General features: G+C 37.3%; 21 protein-coding genes and 1 tRNA gene. 14 read left to right on the forward strand and 8 right to left on the reverse strand.

What is annotated here, in order from left to right; translation table 11 throughout:
- Nucleotides 1–18: 18 nt before the first annotated feature.
- Together gnd and A5482_RS12310 are read left to right on the forward strand one after the other, a co-directional pair.
- Nucleotides 19–1,440 (forward strand): decarboxylating NADP(+)-dependent phosphogluconate dehydrogenase, encoded by a 1,422-nt coding sequence (gene gnd / locus A5482_RS12305; RefSeq protein ID WP_069791387.1) that lies wholly within the window; start codon nt 19–21, stop codon nt 1,438–1,440.
- A 178-nt stretch (nt 1,441–1,618) separates the two neighbouring features.
- A tRNA-Met gene (locus tag A5482_RS12310) sits at nt 1,619–1,692 on the forward strand.
- Between the two features lie 188 nt (nt 1,693–1,880).
- Here A5482_RS12310 and A5482_RS12315 read toward each other — a convergent pair.
- From A5482_RS12315 to A5482_RS12330, 4 genes are all read right to left on the reverse strand, one after another.
- Nucleotides 1,881–2,123 (reverse strand): hypothetical protein, encoded by a 243-nt coding sequence (locus A5482_RS12315; protein WP_141712697.1) that lies wholly within the window; start codon nt 2,121–2,123, stop codon nt 1,881–1,883.
- Between the two features lie 12 nt (nt 2,124–2,135).
- Complete coding sequence (locus A5482_RS12320) at nt 2,136–3,212, reverse strand: site-specific integrase (RefSeq protein WP_161486840.1); 1,077 nt, start codon at nt 3,210–3,212, stop codon at nt 2,136–2,138.
- Nucleotides 3,205–6,213 (reverse strand): phage/plasmid primase, P4 family, encoded by a 3,009-nt coding sequence (locus tag A5482_RS12325; protein ID WP_069791389.1) that lies wholly within the window; start codon nt 6,211–6,213, stop codon nt 3,205–3,207. The genes A5482_RS12320 and A5482_RS12325 overlap by 8 nt, the downstream gene beginning before the upstream one ends.
- A 78-nt stretch (nt 6,214–6,291) precedes the next feature.
- Entirely contained in the window at nt 6,292–6,720 is a 429-nt protein-coding gene (locus tag A5482_RS12330) for a hypothetical protein (RefSeq protein ID WP_069791390.1), read from the reverse strand.
- A 176-nt stretch (nt 6,721–6,896) separates the two neighbouring features.
- Between A5482_RS12330 and A5482_RS12335 the strand changes: the two genes are divergently transcribed.
- The 7 genes from A5482_RS12335 (at nt 6,897) to A5482_RS12365 (ending at nt 10,517) form a co-directional block, all read left to right on the forward strand.
- Nucleotides 6,897–7,166: a helix-turn-helix domain-containing protein gene (locus A5482_RS12335; RefSeq protein WP_069791391.1), complete on the forward strand. Its 270-nt coding sequence runs from the start codon at nt 6,897–6,899 to the stop codon at nt 7,164–7,166.
- A 52-nt stretch (nt 7,167–7,218) separates the two neighbouring features.
- On the forward strand, nt 7,219–7,797 hold the full coding sequence (locus tag A5482_RS12340) for a hypothetical protein (RefSeq protein ID WP_069791392.1): 579 nt from the start codon (nt 7,219–7,221) through the stop codon (nt 7,795–7,797).
- A 37-nt stretch (nt 7,798–7,834) separates the two neighbouring features.
- Nucleotides 7,835–8,383 carry a hypothetical protein gene (locus A5482_RS12345; RefSeq protein ID WP_069791393.1) on the forward strand — a complete coding sequence of 183 codons (549 nt, stop codon included), beginning with the start codon at nt 7,835–7,837 and terminating at the stop codon, nt 8,381–8,383.
- Nucleotides 8,376–8,552: a hypothetical protein gene (locus A5482_RS12350; protein WP_161486841.1), complete on the forward strand. Its 177-nt coding sequence runs from the start codon at nt 8,376–8,378 to the stop codon at nt 8,550–8,552. The genes A5482_RS12345 and A5482_RS12350 overlap by 8 nt, the downstream gene beginning before the upstream one ends.
- Before the next feature lie 14 nt (nt 8,553–8,566).
- Nucleotides 8,567–8,890 carry a hypothetical protein gene (locus A5482_RS12355; RefSeq protein ID WP_141712698.1) on the forward strand — a complete coding sequence of 108 codons (324 nt, stop codon included), beginning with the start codon at nt 8,567–8,569 and terminating at the stop codon, nt 8,888–8,890.
- A complete protein-coding gene (locus A5482_RS12360) occupies nt 8,883–10,037 on the forward strand; it encodes a DUF3102 domain-containing protein (protein WP_069791395.1) in 1,155 nt (384 codons plus the stop codon). Before A5482_RS12355 ends, A5482_RS12360 begins: the two co-directional genes overlap by 8 nt.
- A gap of 66 nt (nt 10,038–10,103) precedes the next feature.
- Nucleotides 10,104–10,517 (forward strand): ATP-dependent Clp protease adaptor ClpS, encoded by a 414-nt coding sequence (locus tag A5482_RS12365; protein WP_083260466.1) that lies wholly within the window; start codon nt 10,104–10,106, stop codon nt 10,515–10,517.
- 187 nt (nt 10,518–10,704) lie between these two features.
- Here the strand turns inward: A5482_RS12365 and A5482_RS12370 are convergent, their stop codons facing one another.
- From A5482_RS12370 to A5482_RS12380, 3 genes are read right to left on the reverse strand one after another with little or no spacing between them, the layout of a single operon-like run.
- Nucleotides 10,705–12,951, reverse strand: coding sequence for an alanine-zipper protein (locus A5482_RS12370; RefSeq protein WP_069791398.1), 2,247 nt, complete (start codon nt 12,949–12,951; stop codon nt 10,705–10,707).
- On the reverse strand, nt 12,948–13,700 hold the full coding sequence (locus tag A5482_RS12375; protein WP_069791399.1) for a hypothetical protein: 753 nt from the start codon (nt 13,698–13,700) through the stop codon (nt 12,948–12,950). The genes A5482_RS12370 and A5482_RS12375 overlap by 4 nt, the downstream gene beginning before the upstream one ends.
- Nucleotides 13,700–14,047, reverse strand: a complete 348-nt coding sequence (locus A5482_RS12380; protein ID WP_069791400.1) for a hypothetical protein — start codon at nt 14,045–14,047, stop codon at nt 13,700–13,702. The genes A5482_RS12375 and A5482_RS12380 overlap by 1 nt, the downstream gene beginning before the upstream one ends.
- Before the next feature lie 58 nt (nt 14,048–14,105).
- Here A5482_RS12380 and A5482_RS12385 point away from each other — a divergent pair, with 58 nt between their 5' ends.
- The 5 genes from A5482_RS12385 (at nt 14,106) to A5482_RS12405 (ending at nt 17,218) form a co-directional block, all read left to right on the forward strand.
- Nucleotides 14,106–14,906 carry a hypothetical protein gene (locus tag A5482_RS12385; protein WP_069791401.1) on the forward strand — a complete coding sequence of 267 codons (801 nt, stop codon included), beginning with the start codon at nt 14,106–14,108 and terminating at the stop codon, nt 14,904–14,906.
- 133 nt (nt 14,907–15,039) lie between these two features.
- A complete protein-coding gene (locus A5482_RS12390; RefSeq protein WP_141712699.1) occupies nt 15,040–15,528 on the forward strand; it encodes a hypothetical protein in 489 nt (162 codons plus the stop codon).
- A 33-nt stretch (nt 15,529–15,561) separates the two neighbouring features.
- Nucleotides 15,562–16,107, forward strand: a complete 546-nt coding sequence (locus A5482_RS12395; RefSeq protein ID WP_069791403.1) for a hypothetical protein — start codon at nt 15,562–15,564, stop codon at nt 16,105–16,107.
- Nucleotides 16,108–16,141: 34 nt separating this feature from the next.
- A complete protein-coding gene (locus tag A5482_RS12400; RefSeq protein ID WP_141712700.1) occupies nt 16,142–16,513 on the forward strand; it encodes a hypothetical protein in 372 nt (123 codons plus the stop codon).
- A 24-nt stretch (nt 16,514–16,537) separates the two neighbouring features.
- Nucleotides 16,538–17,218, forward strand: a complete 681-nt coding sequence (locus A5482_RS12405; RefSeq protein WP_083260467.1) for a glycoside hydrolase family protein — start codon at nt 16,538–16,540, stop codon at nt 17,216–17,218.
- Nucleotides 17,219–17,357: 139 nt separating this feature from the next.
- Here the strand turns inward: A5482_RS12405 and A5482_RS12410 are convergent, their stop codons facing one another.
- On the reverse strand, nt 17,358–17,684 hold the full coding sequence (locus A5482_RS12410) for a helix-turn-helix domain-containing protein (protein WP_069791405.1): 327 nt from the start codon (nt 17,682–17,684) through the stop codon (nt 17,358–17,360).
- Nucleotides 17,685–17,718: the final 34 nt, after the last annotated feature.

The raw sequence follows: 17,718 nt of genomic DNA on the forward strand, positions 1-17,718 counted from the left end.
CAAAACATAAACATTTTTATGACTAAAAGAACCTTTGGAGTCATTGGACTAGCTGTAATGGGCGAAAACCTAGCTCTTAACGTAGAAAGTAGGGGCTTTCCTGTCGCCGTTTATAACCGTAGCCCTGACAAAACAGAAAACTTTATGGCCACTAGGGCAAAAGATAAAGACGTAAAAGCGGCCTATTCCTTAGAAGAATTCGTAAAAACCCTCGAACGTCCTCGCAAAATCTTGGTGATGGTAAAAGCGGGAGGCCCTGTAGATGCCGTCATTCAACAACTAAAACCCCTCCTCGAAGAAGGGGATATGATTATTGATGGTGGTAACTCCCTCTACGAAGACACCGAAAGACGTACCAAAGAATTAGAAGCCACTGGGTTAGGCTTTATGGGTATGGGTGTAAGTGGTGGTGAAGAAGGCGCCCTTAATGGTCCTTCCCTCATGCCTGGGGGTACCGAATCCGCCTACCAAGATTTAGAGCCTATCTTAACTAAGATTGCTGCCCAAGTGGATGATGGCCCTTGCGTCACCTATATCGGACCTGGGGGCGCTGGGCATTATGTGAAAATGGTACATAATGGCATTGAATATGGCGATATGCAACTGATTGCTGAAGCCTATGATTTACTTAAAAATGGCTTAGGTTTGAGTAACGAAAGACTCCACGAAGTCTTTACCGAGTGGAATAAAACTGAAGAATTAGACTCTTTCCTCATCGACATTACCGCCGATATTTTTCCCAAAAAAGATCCCGAAACAGGGAAACACCTCATCGACTTAATCATGGATGCGGCTGGGCAAAAAGGTACGGGGCGCTGGACTGTGGTAAGTTCATTAGAATTGGCTGTACCCATTCCTACCATCTATGCGGCGGTAAATGCTAGGGTAATTTCAGGGTTTAAAGATGAAAGAGTCAAGGCTTCTCAAGAATTGAAAGGAGTTACTTCTAAATTTACAGGGGATGTAGAGAGTTTTATTCCCAAGGTTAGGGATGCTCTGTATTGTTCCAAAATGTGTTCCTATGCCCAAGGTATGGCTTTGATTGCTAAGGCTTCCGAGGAATTTGGTTTTAATATTAATTTGCCCGAAGTTGCCCGAATTTGGAAGGGTGGTTGTATCATCAAGGCTGGATTTTTAGGTAAAATTAATAAGGCTTTTTCTGATAATCCTGATTTACCTAATTTACTCCTTGCCCCTGAGTTTAAACAAAGTATGTTAGACCGTCAACAGGCATGGCGAGATGTGTTGATGATGGCTACTTCCATGGGTATTCCAGCCCCTGCGTTTAATGCTTCCCTCGATTATTTTGATAGTTATCGCAGTGAAAGATTACCTCAGAATTTGACCCAAGCCCAAAGGGATTATTTTGGAGCCCATACCTACGAGCGCACCGATAAACCCCGTGGAGAATTTTTCCACACAGAATGGATGGATGGTTAATATATAGGGTGTTGGGTATTAGGTGTTAGGTTGAGGTTTTTTTGATTTAAAAGTTTAACTATGTTATTAATTCAGTAGTATTTTTATTCAAGATTTACCTTCAATGGGAAGAATATTTTTTATTTTTCCTTGAATTATCTATGACAGTTCGTTATAATAGTTAACCGTTATAAGATAAGGCTCGGTAGCTCAGTAGGTTAGAGCAGGGGACTCATAAGCCCAAGGTCGGCAGTTCAAATCTGCCTCGAGCCATCCTCAAGGGGTCATTTAATCCCATTCTCAGGGTTTACTAAATTCCCCCAAAATACTATAAATCAATAGATTGACTGTTATTTGTTATCAAATTGTTATCAGTCAATCTTTAACGACTTTATAGGTGTTTCAAGATAGCCTTACTTATTTTTGTTAGCAGTTTGTTAACCAATTGACCCTTGCTCACTTTATTCGCTAGATAAAGTTTGTACCCATTCTTCCCATTGGTCTTTGGAATTAGGCGGTTCTTCTGAACAAGAAGCAAAATCATCGTCTTCATAATATGATTTTGAGCAAACAATTTCATTATCTATTTTTATCACTTGCTCATGTCGTAAATGCCTTTTAAGAATTGGGCTAGGATCGTAAATTCGATCTACTGTTACACGCTCTGAACTGTAATGGGGAATATTAGATTTTGTCCACTGCATAGCTTTGTTTTTTTATAGTTCGGGTACTTGAATGTTAGATAATCCTGCATAATGCTTAAGGATAATTTCAGGGGAATTTCCTACCCATTTGGATAATTGTTTGATGGGTACACTAGCATCAAGGCACAACGTAATAAAAGTATGACGGCAATGATAACAACCACGATAACGAATAGGTAAAGATTTAATCAACGGCTTCCATTTTCGGGCAGTAAAATTATGCAAGTCAATATTACATTTTTTTTCACTCAAGAAAACATTTTCCCCAACATGGGGTTGAGATTCTAAAATATCCCTTAATTGATTGTTGATAGGGAATGATCGGCTTGACTCGGTTTTTGTACCCTCTTGATGCTTACCCATGACAATGGCTTCACAAAAAATAATTTTCCCATTTACTAAGTCCACATTTTCCCATCGTAATCCACAGGCTTCGGACGGACGGCAACCAGTGAAAAATAGAAATTTAACAAAGTTGGCAAAATAAGGATCTTTTTCTTCAAAGGTTTGAAGGATTAAATCTCTTTCATTCGCCGTAAAGGGATCTGGTGATGGATCACTAACCTTCTTAATCTTTTTGAACTTTTTAAAAGGGTTTGGCTCTTCCGAAATGCCTTGCTCAATGGCCCAATCATAAGCAGTCGTTAATCGTTGAAGTACCCGCCGTGCCTGTTCTTGGGTGTTATGTTCGACTAACCATGATCTGATGTTAGACGGATTTTTAATCACGTTATCAGGCATTTCCTTAAGTTTGTTGAGGGTGGTGGTGAAATTATGTACCGATGAAGACTTAACCAAATGCTTTTTAAAGTCCACATACTGGGAGTAAATATCAAACATTGATATTTGTTCCTTTTGGGGGGCGGTATCAAGGCGGTATTTTTCAAGAGTAAAATCGAACTTCTCATAAATATAATCAGCTGTCATTAACCCTATTTTTGCCTGAGCAATCAATCTATTTTCTGGAGTATCAGGGAACCCTAAGTTAAGCCATTTTAATTTGCCATTGAACCATGGACGGGGTAGCCGTAATCGTAAAATGCCATTACGGGAGTCTAGCCCGATCGTACCTTTTTTCGCCCTAGGCATTAGCACCACCCCCATTAATTTCTTCCTTCCATTGCTCAAGGTCACGTTCGTATTGTTGCCAAGTCGGATCATGTTCCTTGAGAATTTCTACAAACCCTTTAAAAATTTCCTTAGTATCGCAATTGGTTTCCTTATTCCAACATTTATATCCCTTGCCCGGATTAACCGATAAATAATCCTTTTCACAACAGGGGCAAACATAATTACGTTTATGCTTACCAGTGCCGGGTTCTAAATGGGGTAATACGTCGCTTAAATTTACTTCGGGGGTTTCTGGTTTAGGGATGAATTTTTTAGTCTTTTTAACTTCGGGCTTTTTGGGGGATGGTTTGGGAGTATTTTTTAACTCTCTGAGATAACTAATAAAGTCTAACCACTGAACATAATCAGCATCCATGGGGTTGTCTAATCCCGTTTTCTTCTTAAACTCAGATTTTGACCATTGCTTATTTTTTCCGAGGCGATCTACTTCTTTTTTCCATGCAGAAATTAGACCATCAAAAATATCGCGCTCAGATTTTGCATTGTTGAAGATTTGTAACAAGTCTTTGTCAATAATGTCTAATTTTTGCAATAAGGCTTCAGATAAAACTAACTCAAAAGGCTGTAACCCTTGTTGTGACTGAACCATGACGGGTTTTTTGTTCATGTCAGGTTTCATGACAGGGCTTAAGCCTTGCTGTGTCTGGATCATGACAGGTATGACAGGTTGATCCAAGAGAGTTTTTTTGGTAGGTTGATTTTTTTCTTTATCTTCCGAAAACTTCTGGTTTGTACCTGTCATACCCGTCATAACCTTTATATCATCAGGGTTTGAACCTGTCATGGGGGGGGTGTCATACCTGTCATGCCCGTCATGGTCTATATTCTGCAAGGGTTTCACCGATTTGAAACTATCATCATGGTAATTTTCCATGGAGGGAATAGTGTAAAATCTTCCTTCCATATTTCTGTCTTTTACTACGCCTTCAATTTTCTTGAGAGATAAATAAAAGTTTTGAGAATTGCTGACTTGGTAGCCATTGTTTTTACACCACTCAGCAAATTGTTGATAAAGGTCACTGGGGGTGATGTGTCCACAACCATCGGGGAATGATTCACGCAAGAATAATAATTCTGTGAGTTGAGATTCGTAAATTTCTGCGGTGGCTTGAGTATCGCGCCATTTTAGCTTTTGTTTAGTGTCAGTCAATGACAATCCCCAAACCCACGAAAAAATACCTGACAACTCAGACTCTAATTTTTCTGAGAGGTCATAATCAGGATTTTCGGGGGGGCGGTCAAAGGTCAAAACGTGCAGCCGCCTTTTTAAGCCCTCGCTACCATTACCCGAAAAAGATAAGGGTTTATTCATTGCCAAAACGGTCACGGTATTAAGACGGGTAGCAAATTGGTTATGATATTTATTCCAAACATTTACCAACTCGTTAGAGCAGATACGGTTATAAACGCCGATGTTAGAAATAAATCCTGTAACGTCTTGGTTGATGGCAAGTTTCTTGTCAACCAACCCGAATAACATATTAGTATCGGTGATCGCTTCGGGGGTAAATACGCCGTAATTTTCCTCACCGACTAAGTTACTGAGGATATTAAGAAAGGTACCTTTGCCCGTACCCTGTTGACCAACAATCCAAAGGGTAGCCTCAATGGGAAATTTATTGTTATTTTTGGGGGTGAGAATCCATCGCATCCATGCCCTTGCATATTCAATTTTTTGGGTATCGTTACCCAAGGATTGATTTAGGAAATTTAACCAACTTTCACAGGTTGCCTTGGGGTTATAGTCAAAGGGCAAAATTGAGGTTACGTAATAGGTTTTCTCATGGGGGAAAAATTCGTTAGTGTCAGTGTCAAGGTAGCCATTATTAAAACCGAGAATGTTACTACGGTTAAACTCGACTTCGCTTTTACTAAGACCTCCTTTAAAATCTTCAAATACGGTTTTGTCATTAAGATTTAACCATTCATTGGAGTAACGGAAATTTTGCAGTAATCCCATTACCTTTGATTCACTTACCAGCTTCCATTTTTTGTTATCCCATTCGTACCACCCATACCCTTCACGATGAACGAGGGAATCTTTTAAACATGACCAAGCCATTAATCCTTTGATAGATGCGATGGGTTCTAAGTTTTGTAAGGAGTATTGTTTTTCTTCATTATCCCAAGCCAAGATGGGAGATTTTGACTTTTGAAGAATCTTGAATTGTTGAATCAATCTCTCAAGGGCTTCGCCACCATGTCTCACCAAAAAATCATCAAGCCCATTTTTTTCGCCGTTGGCTTCGGTGGGTAATAAAATCATGAAGGGATGACCACCACGGTTTTTAATTTCCTTAGCTAAAACACATAATGCCCTTTGCACTTGCCATTTACTGACAATGTCTGAGTCAAAAATTAACCCAACATTACGCCCCTGCCAATAGCTCGATCTGAATTCCTCATCACAATCCCACTCCAATTCGGGTAAAAATTCCCTAGTCTTACCAAGGCTGTTATAAATATTGTTTACCCCAGAAATGCCAATGGTGGGAATGTTGTTTAAAGAACAGGCAAGGGCTTTAATTTCACCCTCGGTAATAAGAATATCAATACTTGATTTTTGCTGTATTTTCTTCCAATCAAGGGTAGGGGGAAAATAGGCTTTATTAATTCTTTGTTCTTCGATGGTTTCCCCTTTGGATTTACTTAAAAATTTGGGTAATTCTCCCTTAGATTCTAAGTAATAATCCTTTAATTCTTGATTAGATAACCAGTCATTTTTTAGAGGGCGTAATCGGTGAGCAATGATTTTTTTGTTAATATCATAATAAGGGATTGCTAAACCCTTTAATTGTTGACCTATAAGCAGTTTAGCTTCCATCGGTGAAGCTGTATAAAAGCCATATTTAAAAGCTACTTTTTCATTAATTCCACGGCTTAAAAGATATGATTTATGGTCATCATTAAGTATATTTTGTGCTACAATATTACTATTGGATTGCCTTGAGGGGTACATTCTATTATTCTCCAAAAAAACGTCTATTTGTCTGAATCATTAACCCTCTTTTGTTAGGAAAAGAGGGTTTTTCTTTGCCTAAAATGGCTTGTACTTTTCTTTCAATTCTTTGATTTTTGGTGCTTTATCAAAGAGGCTTGAATCGAAATAATCTAAAAATTCCCCTGCCTGTTCAGGTTCAAAAGTGATAGATGATCCATCCCCAAGAATTACCAGTAGATCACCTGTTTCCTCGTCAACGCTCATCTCGACAATTTGGCACACGTTAACTACTTCGTCATCGGCGACGGGTATCAGGAAAGGGGTATTTAAACTTTGAATCTTTCCTTTTTCGTAGCTAACAATTTGGCATTGTTGCTCTGTTATTTTTCCGTACTTGCCGGGGTTGAGAAAAAGATCGGCGTGTTGGGGTGGTAGTCCTCTTGGATCTGCAAAGTCTAATTCGTCGCCATAGACTTCGCATTTATAGTAAATTTCCTTACGGATAATTAGGGTGTATTTATCCATGGAATACACCTCTGATAATGGTATTTTTCATACTGATATAATGGGAGTACATCACTTTGTGATTGTTCGTTTTTGAGTGCAGGTGATTTAGCGCATCACCTGCTTACTTAACAGTTAAGAGTAAAACTGATATTCTAAGAGTAAATCATATGAAGATAAATGTCAACGGAAAAATAATGATTGGATTAAGTAATATTGAAAGTTTAATTTTAGATGACGTAGCTAGAGATAATATTAAATTTCTTATTCAAGAAAGGAAATTGTCTCAAAGAAAAATTGCTGAGTTAAGCAATGGTACTATATCTTACGCCTTCGTCGCTCATTTGTTAAGTGGTAGAAAGAATGTCATTTCAAAGGATAAGTTTTTCAAAATTTGTCAAATCCTAGATGTAGAACCAGAGCAGATTTTTAGAAATTCTGTGAAACTTTACTCAAATTCTCATTGACAATTGATGTACTAATAGTACACAATAGAGCTTAATTATATTTTTAAGTTCTATGAAAGACTCTGAAAAAATAAAAGCCCTTAAGGGATATTTGCAAAAGACGGCGGGGGTGAGTTTATCACCCAAGTGCCTAAAAGCTGAGTTAGATAATTATGTTTTCCTCGACAATGGCGAAATTATCCCCAAGGCTCAATATGTAGAGCCTGAACCCGAACAACCTGAACCACAACCCGAACAACCCGAACAGCCTAAATGTTGGTATTGTTGGGTAGGCACACAGTGGAAAGGGGATATTGTCAAGAAAGGAGATAGAAATTTCCATCCTGACTGCTGGGAAGCTCACCAAAGGATGGAGGCATTTTTGAGGGGTGATTTAATTCTCAAAGCACCGCCCCCCAGTGATAATTTTAAACAGCAAACCAAAAGAATATTTGACTACCTGAGTCGTCACCCCCCAGATAAACGAGTCACTTACGACGGCATCAGGCGAAATTGTAAAGTAAGTTGGGAAGTCGTCCGAAAAGTAATAAGCTACTTTGAAGTTAAAAGCATTGTGACGGTAGATCGTAGCGTTTATAACCGCCATCGCATCAAAGTAATTGGAAGTTATCAAGCCCCCGAAAGGGCTTAACCATATACGCCGTAAACCATTTCATTATAGATAAATTATGAAAGAATCAGAGCACGAATTACTATATCTACACTGCTTATCGCTTAAGTGTCCTTTAGAGACTAAACTTGCGCGTAGCCTTGGGGGATTATCCCAAAAAGGAGTAACGCAACCATTAGAAAAGTTTGCAGACATCAAGAAAGTAAGTAAATCTTTTCTGCAATATTGCAATGACAAGGGCAAAGCCTATTTTCTCGATGATATTGAGACTTATTTGGCTTGGAAGATTTGGCAACATAAAATCCAAAATCCTAATGGCATCAAAAATCCTTTTGCCCGTACCAAGGCTCAATTAATCAATGATAAAGCCTTTCATGAGTTGCACAAATCAGCATCACGGATTAAAAGGGGGCTTGAGGAAGCGAAAGAAATAATAGCTAACGCGCCCACTTTACCTTATCTGACAAGGCTTAATAATTTACTCACTTACTGGGAAGCCGAAGCAAGTGAAGCGGCGAAAACTTACAACGCAATTATCGAAAATCATAACCTAGCCTTACAAGGGCTTGACCGTATCGTTATCAATCAATTAGAAGGCAATGAATAACAACGAAAAATTAACAGAAAATCATCAAAGAATAGTGTCTATTTTAGACAAGACAGTAAAAGCCCTTCAAGAACAGGATAAGGAATTAGCTTATCTGAGGTCTGAGTTATTCAAGTTGAGGTTACAAGTTTCCGAGTTAACTGAGTTTAGAAACAAAATGTTGAGGTAATTATGAAAAAAACAATGACAATTCAAGACTATGAAAAATTAGGAATTGCTGTTAAATTCCTTCGCCGTGCTAGTTTGGTAGTTTTAAGTTTTATGGATAAAAAATACTCTAAAACTGAAGAGCAATTAAAACACATAAAAATAATTGAACACAATTTAAATCAACTTAAAAACATTCTTGATGACGAAGTTTGTAATTCTAGTTTGCCTCTTGAATATAAAGAAGGTAAATTATTAAGCGATATTTTTTATGGTGAGCATAATGTTTGCGAGAACTGGGAAAACTTAGACGATTTAATTGAAACGTTAAATCGGATTTTAGGAGAAAAAGATGACTAATTTAAGCATGGAAAAATTTGATTATTCTGCACTAGATACCAGCACGGCATCCTTAGCCAAAGAATCTGCCATTGAGATTAAGGCAAGGGAAAAGGCAATCTGGGAGAATATTATCGAGATTGGTAATAGCTTGATTGAGGTAAAAAATGCTTTACCTTATGGAACTTTTGAAAGCTGGATAAAATCAGAGTTCAAATGGTCAAAAATGACAGCATCAAAATATATTAAAGTTGCTAAAGAAATAGAACCAAAAGTAAAGGATTCTTTACTTTTACCAAACAGCTTAGAAAGTCTTTATAGATTAGCTTCTGGATTATCTAATTCTGATGAAGAAACCAAAGAGCAAATTTTAAGCAAAGTAGAATCAAAAACTCAAGAAAAAGGAAAGGCACTTACTGAAAAGGAAATCAAGGAAATTACAGCCAAAATTAAATCGGAGTACGAAGCCCGTATCAGTATTCTTGAGGGGCAATTAGAACAGACTGAAATAGAATCTGATTCAAGGTTAACTCAACTGGTTAAAGTAGAATCTACTCTTAGATTTAAGGAGGAAAGATACGAAGCCCAAAACCAAACTATCAAAGAGATGGAAGATAAAAAGCAATTATTCTTTGATAAGGAGTTGGAACTTGCTCAACAAAAAAAGGAACTGGGCGATCGGCAAGTGGAAATAGATACTCTCATCGACAAGAAAGCCAAACTTTTAGCCCAAGAGGAAATAGATCGAGAAAAAGCAAGGCTACTCGGAAAAGAGCAAGAGCTAGAGGAGCAAATCAGGAAAACTAAGAATGAATTGAAAGAAGCTAAAAAGTTGAGGGGGGAAGCTGAAACCGATGCTTATCGCCTTAAGAAGTTTGTTAATTGGATGGGGGCTTTAGAAACCTTTACTGAAAATATTAATGAAAATTCCCTTGAGCTATTCAGGGCTATTAATAGCCTTCAATCATTGCCTGACTTGTCTATTTTGACTCAGGAAGATCAGAAAATTGTTAGCCCTCAAATTAGGATTTTGATAGAGCAATACGATGAGGCAAGAATTAATTATGGTAAGGCTACTCAGAAGATTACTCAATTACTAAATCAACTTAACCTTAATACTTTTAATGATGTCATTGAAGCGGAGGTTATTATGCCCAAGAAAAGATAAAATTTAGGGGGGAATAGGATACCCCCTTTTTTCATAACCAGTAGAAAATCAATCTATCTAAATTATATGATGTCCTATCAATTTTTTGAAACGTTTTTAGTGGTATTAGTAGCTTGTTTATTAGCCAATTATTTAAGCAATGCTGGGCAACAAACAAGCAAAAAAAATAATCAATCAAGTGATACTATTCCTAATACTTTACCTAGAAAGGTTTTCAATTTAGATGAAGAATGTCATTTAATTTTATTAGATGACAATATCAGTACCATTGAGTCAGTCATTGATTCTCTGATGAAAATTTTTAAATTTAGTCAAGAAGAAGCCGTTATTATTACTCTTAGAGTTCATTATGAAGGTCAAGCATTAATATGGTCCGGAGATCAAAGAGTAGCTGAATATTTTGCTACTAAATTAAAAGAGAAGGGAATGAGTGCTAAAATTGCTTTTTTTAAAGAAACCGAACAGGTTGATCAAGAGTAATTATTTCTTGTTTGAATTTTGGGATAATGCCGTTTTTACAGCATGGGTCAAATAGCCCAAGTAGCCTATTACCAGATCTCTTGTTAGCTCTTGAGCTAATTGCTGAGACTCAAGAGACACCTCGAAGGCTACCACCAAATAAAAAGAAGAAACAGCAATAAGAACGATCCAAGAAATATTCAAAATTTTACCGCCCTAAGTCTGCAATATTTTCCACGGCATTATCTAACACCTCTAAATCTTTATCGATTGTTTGCTTAGTGGCGGTTTCTTCTTGACTTCTAGTATTTTCTCTTTCTTCCAGAGCTTCTTTAAATTCCCTTTTCCCTTCTTCAAATTCCGTTATTCCATCTTGAATGCTGATCACATCCCCAAAAATACTATCAAGGCTTGAAACTGCGTCCTCTGCCTGATCCAAGGATTTATATATTTTTTGGAATCGTTTACGGGTTGATTGTATTTTGTCATATTCTTCCTCCATTCTTTCGTATGAATCTTCAAAAATATTCCCCGAATCTCTTAGAGCATTACCAATTTTCCCCACATATTCCCCCGTGGTTTCTAAAATGTTATAAGTATCATCGATCATGTTCCGAACCGTATCAACGACGTTAGATCCTGCTTGATAAATTCTATTTAATGAAGCTAAATTGCGTTGTAAAGCACTATATTTTTCTGCTCCAACAATCGAAGTTATTAAGCCTTGAATCGAATTGCCTATGACTTCATTAACGTTGATTGGGCTTCCCTCAGCATCTTTTAAACCGAGGACACTTAATCCAGAGCTAACCATATCCCCAATACTTTCCGCTAAATTCCGAGAAAGCATAAAAGCGTTATGGACATTCAGAATAAAATTAGCAGTATTTAGGGCTTTATCAAAAGCATTAGTACGGATAAGAGCATTAAATTTTCCAAAAAGGGTATTAGTTGCCGTGCTGGTAGCGTTCCCTATGGTGTTAATAATATTCCCTACATTAGTATTAATATTTATAGCCGTAGTTTGAATTGAGGTATTTAACCCCGTATTAACGGCAATCCCCCGCCCGTTATTGGTAGCTTGTACCCCGTTCGATTGTGTTTGTTGTAAAATCTGATTGAGAATAGGATCTCTGGGAGGTGCTGGACAACATTCCCTGTTATTAACAACGTTGGTTGTATGGTTATTAATATTGGTTGTTTGGTTAGTAATATTTTGGTTAGTATTTTGATTTATTTGATCTCTAAAATTAACAAATAAAGGTAATAATTGTTTGTTTGGCTCTTTGTCTGGATCATTTTGCCTATTATAAATTTGCTCTAGTTTCTCTCTATTTTTATCGATGGTTTCCTTATTTGTAGTAACTACTGAATTAGTAGCGAAAATAGATTTTATAATCTGATCTAATTTTGAATTATCCATAGTGCTTTGTTTTTGGCGGCGGTTAATTTCTTCCCTTAATTGTTCTTCTAAAGATTTCGCTCTTTGATTAGCTTGATCAGCTTTTTGATTAGCTTGGTTTGCAGTGCTACGAGCTTGATTTGCTATGTTTATCGCTCGTTGAGAATCGTTACTATTTTGGTTTGTTTGTTCCCTGAGAGTAAAAAAATTATTGGTAATGTTGGTTATTTGTTGGGTAATATTTTGGGTAATGTTCTGGACTGAATTATTAAAGTTTTGAGTTAAATTTGTTATTTGTTGACTAATATTTTGGGTGAAACTATCAAACTGAGATTTTAAATTATTAACTGTTTGCTCTACCCCATTAACTCTTTTTTCGAGATTATTAAGCCTAGATCCTAAACCTTCAAACTGAATTTTTAAAGCGTTAATTGCTCCGTTAAAAGCCGCGCTAAAAAGTGCCAATTGCTCTAAAGCTCTTTGTGCTAACCCTCGCGCCTCGGATGCCGTTTGATTAGCTTGATTTGCTTTGCTTAAGGCATTATTTGCGGTGGTCTGTGCTGAGGTTGCAGAACTTAAAGCACGGTCTGCTGTCCTTTGTGCAGATTGTGCAACTCCGAAGGCTTGATCCGCTCGGCTCTGCGCTCTGTTTCCCGTGTTTTGAGCGTTTCTTGCTTCCCTTCTTACTGTGCCTATTTGATTAGCTAAACTAAAATAATCTTTGTTTTGACTATCAATCGCTCTTGAATTAGCATTGACCTGAGAACGTAAAGCACCCAAATTAATCGAGTTACCCACTCCTAAACCAATTCCCAAAGCACCAAGAGCAGCAGTAACTAAGCCTAAAGTCGCGCCTAATCCTGCCGTTTGCGTTCCTAACCGCGCAATGGCGGCACTATTTGCCGATTGAGTAGCCACAAAACCGCCTAATGCTAATTGAATACTTTTATCTAATTCCGCTTTAGATATTCCTTTATTATTTTCTAGGGCTTTTAATCGTTGCTCAAGGCTTTTGGCGTAATCTTCCGAAGCAAAATTAGAACACTGACTCATTTTTTCACCACCTTTATTAAGTTAAAAGATTTTTTATCCGCTGACTGTTTAAAACAGCAAATGTGATCGCCGTGATCGCATTGGCAATCAGTTCCGGGTGGGCATTCGTCCGAACAAAATTTTATTGCTGAAAGGGGAGTAGTTATGGGGCGTGAAAAAGTATTACTTCCGTCAATAACCACAAGTTGAGGATCTCCCCCTGTTGCTTGATCTACTCCGTTAAAAAAAACTCTCTTTATAAAAACTCTAGCGGTAGAGTTACCTTGAATTTCAAAAGGATCTAAATTTAAAGGGGCGTTTTTTTCAGCTGTTCTTAATCGAGTAGCTACTTGCTGATCACTAGAATTAAGTACAGTTAACGGGGGCCAAAAAACTGTTCTCGTAGGGAGCGCCCAAATGGGAGGAGATCCGCCATAAGGGCTATTGACAGAAATTGTTGTCCTGGCTTGATTAAGAGATATTTCTTGTGCAATTGATTCTAAATTTATTTGTTTTCCTAGAGGAGTTAAAAATAATAAATAACCAAAAGTTACTACTTTCTCCGAGGATTGCCAATCAGAAGTCCCCACCTCTCGCCATTGTGTATAAGTATGTTCTCCCTCCACTAAAATACTCCACTCGCCGACAACAGGATAAATTAAATTGGGATCATAAATATTCGTTGAATCATTTACTGAAAAGGTACAATTTGCGTCGGAACATTTGTAAGACTCCCCATTGTCCCACTTTACAAAACACTCTCTAGCCATTAATCACTCGCATTAACTGCGTCCGAATCAGTGACCCCAAAAGATTTAAGCCAAAGCACTAATTGGGGTTGATACTCAACTTGAGTTTCGGTGGTTTCCCCCTCGGTACGAACCGCAAAACTAAATTGTGGCGCGTCGGGAAATGATTTCTCACTGATAGGACTGTTAATATTTTCCCGTTTGCCTTGGGCGCTCTCCTCAAACCCTAAAATTAATTCCTTGATCACGTTTTCCCCTAGGGTTTCACCCGTGGCGATCTGTAAAGTTACATCTCCCGTTACGTCGTCGTATTCTGCGACCGTAAACTTAGCAGAACTCAAAACCCCTTTTAAATCTATTACAGCCATATTTTTTAAGTATTTAAGAGACTATAATCATTATATTACTATAAGGTGATTAAATAACATGAGTGAATGGGAAAAGCTACAGGGAGTATTAAGAAAGATTCACAATGAGAGCGTCAAGAATGATTTTAAAGATGATAATGAGTTATTTAATAGTAATGAAGATAAGGCGGCACGACTTTTAAAAAGTCAAGTTTCTATTGGGGATAATGACTCAGCTTTAACAGCAATTATTAAAATTTTAATAATGCAATTATACCGCCAAAATTTAGCCCAAAATATAGGGCAACAAATAGGGCGTAATTTCTTTGGCATTCCTCGGGAGGAAAATAATCATTATTATCAAACTTCCATAGTATTAAAATTTAAAGAGTTTAAAAAGAATAAAAAATACGAAGATAATAAAAAAGATCCTAAAACTTTTCAAGTTTCCTTCAGGTATCCAAAGCAACCTGATCAGATTGTAATAACTGATGTTAAAGGAATCGAAAATTTAGTTAATAGATTATTCCCCGAGAGTTTTAGGCATTATTGCGGTTATGATACTTATACTTATAAAGATTCTTATAATAATATTTATTATCGAGTACCTGCACGATCAGAAAATGAAGCAATTACTCTTTGTAGAAAATTAGTCGAACTAGAAAAGAAGCAATTTAACCTAATATATTTCAAACAAACTGAAGACGGAAACCGCACCAAAGAAGAAGCCAAAGGGAGAGAAATTATTAGAGTTTTAGGAGAAAGAAAAACTAAATACCGCAAAAAAAGAGTGGGAGAAGTAAAGCTGGAGCAAGTAATTATGGTATTAGGAGATTATCATCAAGAGTATATAATTTCAAGAAATGTTGACGCTGATTAATTCTTAATCTTATACGCTCAAGAGGATAAAATGATGTATTAATCGCTATATTGTTATTAAGTGATTAAGAGGATTATTTTTTATGGCTGATGGTTTATTTACTCCCGGGACTGGTACGTTAAAAAGTACTGATTTGCCTAGCGCTTTTGTTGAATTAGCTTTATTAACTCAAACTCAAGAACGAATTGCAGTAACTCAGCAGCAGGCAGTTGAATCCGCAGGGTTAGAAGTTCCTGACGAAATTTTAATAACTGCTAACTTTAATACTGATACAATGACAGTATCCATCGGGGCTTTACCTATTGAGTCTAGCGTTTCAGGTGGTGACATTTTAATTGAAGCTGTCGATTATTTAGCGCCCTTGGAAGCGGCTGCCATTCCAGGTATTGACGCTACTTTAGATGTTACTGGGGCGGATCTTACTTCAACAAGTAAAGTTAAAGCCTTATTGGAACTTGCTCAGTTAATCCAAGAAGATGAAGAAATCGCAGAGCTTAACCAGTTAACAATTAACTATAATATTGATGCTGGTACAGCTTCCATTAACGCTACTTTTGGAGGTATTCCCCAAGTTAACGCCGCTGGGCGCCAAGAATTTGTAGTTAATAATTACTTGGCATAAAAAGGAGGGATATAAAAATATAGGAGGGCTGTTATGGCTGAATTAGAATTTAAAGACATTAATTTTGCACTGGGTGGGCAATTGTACCTTCCAGCAAGAATGACAAAACGGGCAGCGGACTTTATTGATTTTGATGGATTAAACGATGTTGGGCGCCGTGAGTCAGTTTTGGGGACTCGTGAAAGTGCGTTTATTCAAGTAAACGCGCAGGGAGATGATCAGTTAGCACAAAGAAGTAAAGCAGTAGGGCGAAATGTAGCAGGGTTAAGGGTTTTTATTCCTTTAAAAGATAAAATCCCTAATACTAAAAATGCTAAACGGGCTTACATTGCTTTTCCTAAAAAAAATATAAATTTGATTTATGTTGCCACGGCTTTACATAATGAGATCGGAACGGCTAAAACAAAGATTAAACCTTTTAAGGGTTTATTGTGTTTTAAAGTTGTCGGTGGCGGGTGGCATCAAATAGCCGCAGCTGATTTGACAGTTATTAACCGTATTTTGGATGAAGATAAAGAAGCTCAGAAAAAAGGTCGAGAAAGTACGACAACTGACTTAGATTCTGAAGCACTTGTATAATTTTCAATTCCCCCCATTTGGGGGATTTTTATTCATGGAAAAATGGCAAATTTTAGTTGGTTTCTTAGGGGTAGTAGTACCCTTTTTTACTTGGTGGTTATCTCAACAACAGGCAAATCTTTTAAGGAAACAAAAGGAAATTCAAAGATTAAAGGATTTGATAGATAAGCTCGAAACTGATTTGATTTACACAAAAAACCAGATAGATGCGATTTATAAACAACTTGCTCATCGAAGCGAATTTGCTAAATTAAAATATCAAGTTTTAGTGGATCAGATAGCAGATCTTAATAATTATCTCAACAATCACACTTCCTTTGTTCCGAGAAAAAATAGAGTGTCACGGGATTTTGAGACAATGAGCAGTTACGACGAAAAAGAAGATCCACCGACGGGCATTTTTTAACAAAGCATTAAACGAGGTGCGAAAATGAGTTTAAATAATTTGGTCAGCACTCACATTAATAATTTATCCACGGCACAGGCGAAGGAATTACAAGCCTTGTTAAATAAATGTGGGTATCAATTGGATGTTGATGGAATAGTAGGGCCACTAACTAGAAAAGCGTTTAATAATTTTAAACAAAAACATAAACTTACTCATCCAGACTTAATAGGGGAAACGACTTTAACTTGGCTTAATCGGTATGCAAATCAAGCGAAGCAATTTAGGCAAGTTAATCAAAGGGGATTAAATTTAATTAAAGAGTTTGAGGGATTAAGGTTAAATGCCTATTTATGCCCTGCTGGGGTATGGACAATCGGTTACGGCTCAACTTTTTACCCGGACGGACGAAGAGTAAGACAAGGCGATCGCATTACGCAACAAGAAGCTGATCAATTATTTTTAGCCACAGTAAAACCCTTCGCGACAGCGGTTGACCAATCAGTAAAAGTAACAATAAACAATAATCAGTTTTCCGCCCTTGTCAGCTTTGCTTTCAACGTTGGTATTAGTGCTTTCAAAAACTCAACTTTGCTTAGGTTATTGGATCGTGGTGACTACCAAGGCGCCGCCGATCAGTTACTAAGATGGAATCGTGCAGGTAATCAAATTTTGGTAGGATTAACGAGAAGGCGACGGGCTGAAAGAGCCTTGTTTTTAAGCTAGAAAACCATGACTCATAAGCCCAAGGTCGGCAGTTCAAATCTGCCTCGAGCCATCCTCAAGGGGTCATTTAATCCCATTCTCAGGGTTAGTTAATAACCTCACAATTTTTATAAATCAATACATTGACTGTTATTTGTTATCAAATTGTTTTTTCTAAAACCTCTTGTAGTTTATGACTCCATCGATAGGCTTGACTTCGGTCACAATCAAAGAGAATAGCGGCTAAATCAAATGTTGGATAACATTTTAAATAAAATAGAATATAGAAAAGTTTCTGCTCAATGGTTTTGAGATGAGATTTTCGACCCCCGCCAAAGCGTTTTTGACGGGGAAAGTCACTTTTTTGTGATAGTGAAAGATAAACCGACTCAAAACTGACTAATAAATCATCAAATGCCTTGCGATTCAATCCTGTGGTAGCTCTGAGGAGTCTATCTTGATTAAGTATTTTGTCAATATTTAACATTTTACTTCTTTCTACTTAGTCAGTTTTCTCTATT

Source organism: Cyanobacterium sp. IPPAS B-1200 (assembly GCF_001747005.2).
In the GTDB taxonomy this organism is placed as follows: Bacteria; Cyanobacteriota; Cyanobacteriia; order Cyanobacteriales; family Cyanobacteriaceae; genus Cyanobacterium.

Coding starts and splice junctions, on each gene's coding strand:
- gnd (WP_069791387.1), top strand. CDS start 19: ATGACTAAAAGAACCTTTGGAGTCATTGGACTAGCTGTAATGGGCGAA.
- A5482_RS12315 (WP_141712697.1), bottom strand. CDS start 2,123: ATGCAGTGGACAAAATCTAATATTCCCCATTACAGTTCAGAGCGTGTA.
- A5482_RS12320 (WP_161486840.1), bottom strand. CDS start 3,212: ATGCCTAGGGCGAAAAAAGGTACGATCGGGCTAGACTCCCGTAATGGC.
- A5482_RS12325 (WP_069791389.1), bottom strand. CDS start 6,213: ATGTACCCCTCAAGGCAATCCAATAGTAATATTGTAGCACAAAATATA.
- A5482_RS12330 (WP_069791390.1), bottom strand. CDS start 6,720: ATGGATAAATACACCCTAATTATCCGTAAGGAAATTTACTATAAATGC.
- A5482_RS12335 (WP_069791391.1), top strand. CDS start 6,897: ATGATTGGATTAAGTAATATTGAAAGTTTAATTTTAGATGACGTAGCT.
- A5482_RS12340 (WP_069791392.1), top strand. CDS start 7,219: ATGAAAGACTCTGAAAAAATAAAAGCCCTTAAGGGATATTTGCAAAAG.
- A5482_RS12345 (WP_069791393.1), top strand. CDS start 7,835: ATGAAAGAATCAGAGCACGAATTACTATATCTACACTGCTTATCGCTT.
- A5482_RS12350 (WP_161486841.1), top strand. CDS start 8,376: ATGAATAACAACGAAAAATTAACAGAAAATCATCAAAGAATAGTGTCT.
- A5482_RS12355 (WP_141712698.1), top strand. CDS start 8,567: ATGACAATTCAAGACTATGAAAAATTAGGAATTGCTGTTAAATTCCTT.
- A5482_RS12360 (WP_069791395.1), top strand. CDS start 8,883: ATGACTAATTTAAGCATGGAAAAATTTGATTATTCTGCACTAGATACC.
- A5482_RS12365 (WP_083260466.1), top strand. CDS start 10,104: ATGATGTCCTATCAATTTTTTGAAACGTTTTTAGTGGTATTAGTAGCT.
- A5482_RS12370 (WP_069791398.1), bottom strand. CDS start 12,951: ATGAGTCAGTGTTCTAATTTTGCTTCGGAAGATTACGCCAAAAGCCTT.
- A5482_RS12375 (WP_069791399.1), bottom strand. CDS start 13,700: ATGGCTAGAGAGTGTTTTGTAAAGTGGGACAATGGGGAGTCTTACAAA.
- A5482_RS12380 (WP_069791400.1), bottom strand. CDS start 14,047: ATGGCTGTAATAGATTTAAAAGGGGTTTTGAGTTCTGCTAAGTTTACG.
- A5482_RS12385 (WP_069791401.1), top strand. CDS start 14,106: ATGAGTGAATGGGAAAAGCTACAGGGAGTATTAAGAAAGATTCACAAT.
- A5482_RS12395 (WP_069791403.1), top strand. CDS start 15,562: ATGGCTGAATTAGAATTTAAAGACATTAATTTTGCACTGGGTGGGCAA.
- A5482_RS12400 (WP_141712700.1), top strand. CDS start 16,142: ATGGAAAAATGGCAAATTTTAGTTGGTTTCTTAGGGGTAGTAGTACCC.
- A5482_RS12405 (WP_083260467.1), top strand. CDS start 16,538: ATGAGTTTAAATAATTTGGTCAGCACTCACATTAATAATTTATCCACG.
- A5482_RS12410 (WP_069791405.1), bottom strand. CDS start 17,684: ATGTTAAATATTGACAAAATACTTAATCAAGATAGACTCCTCAGAGCT.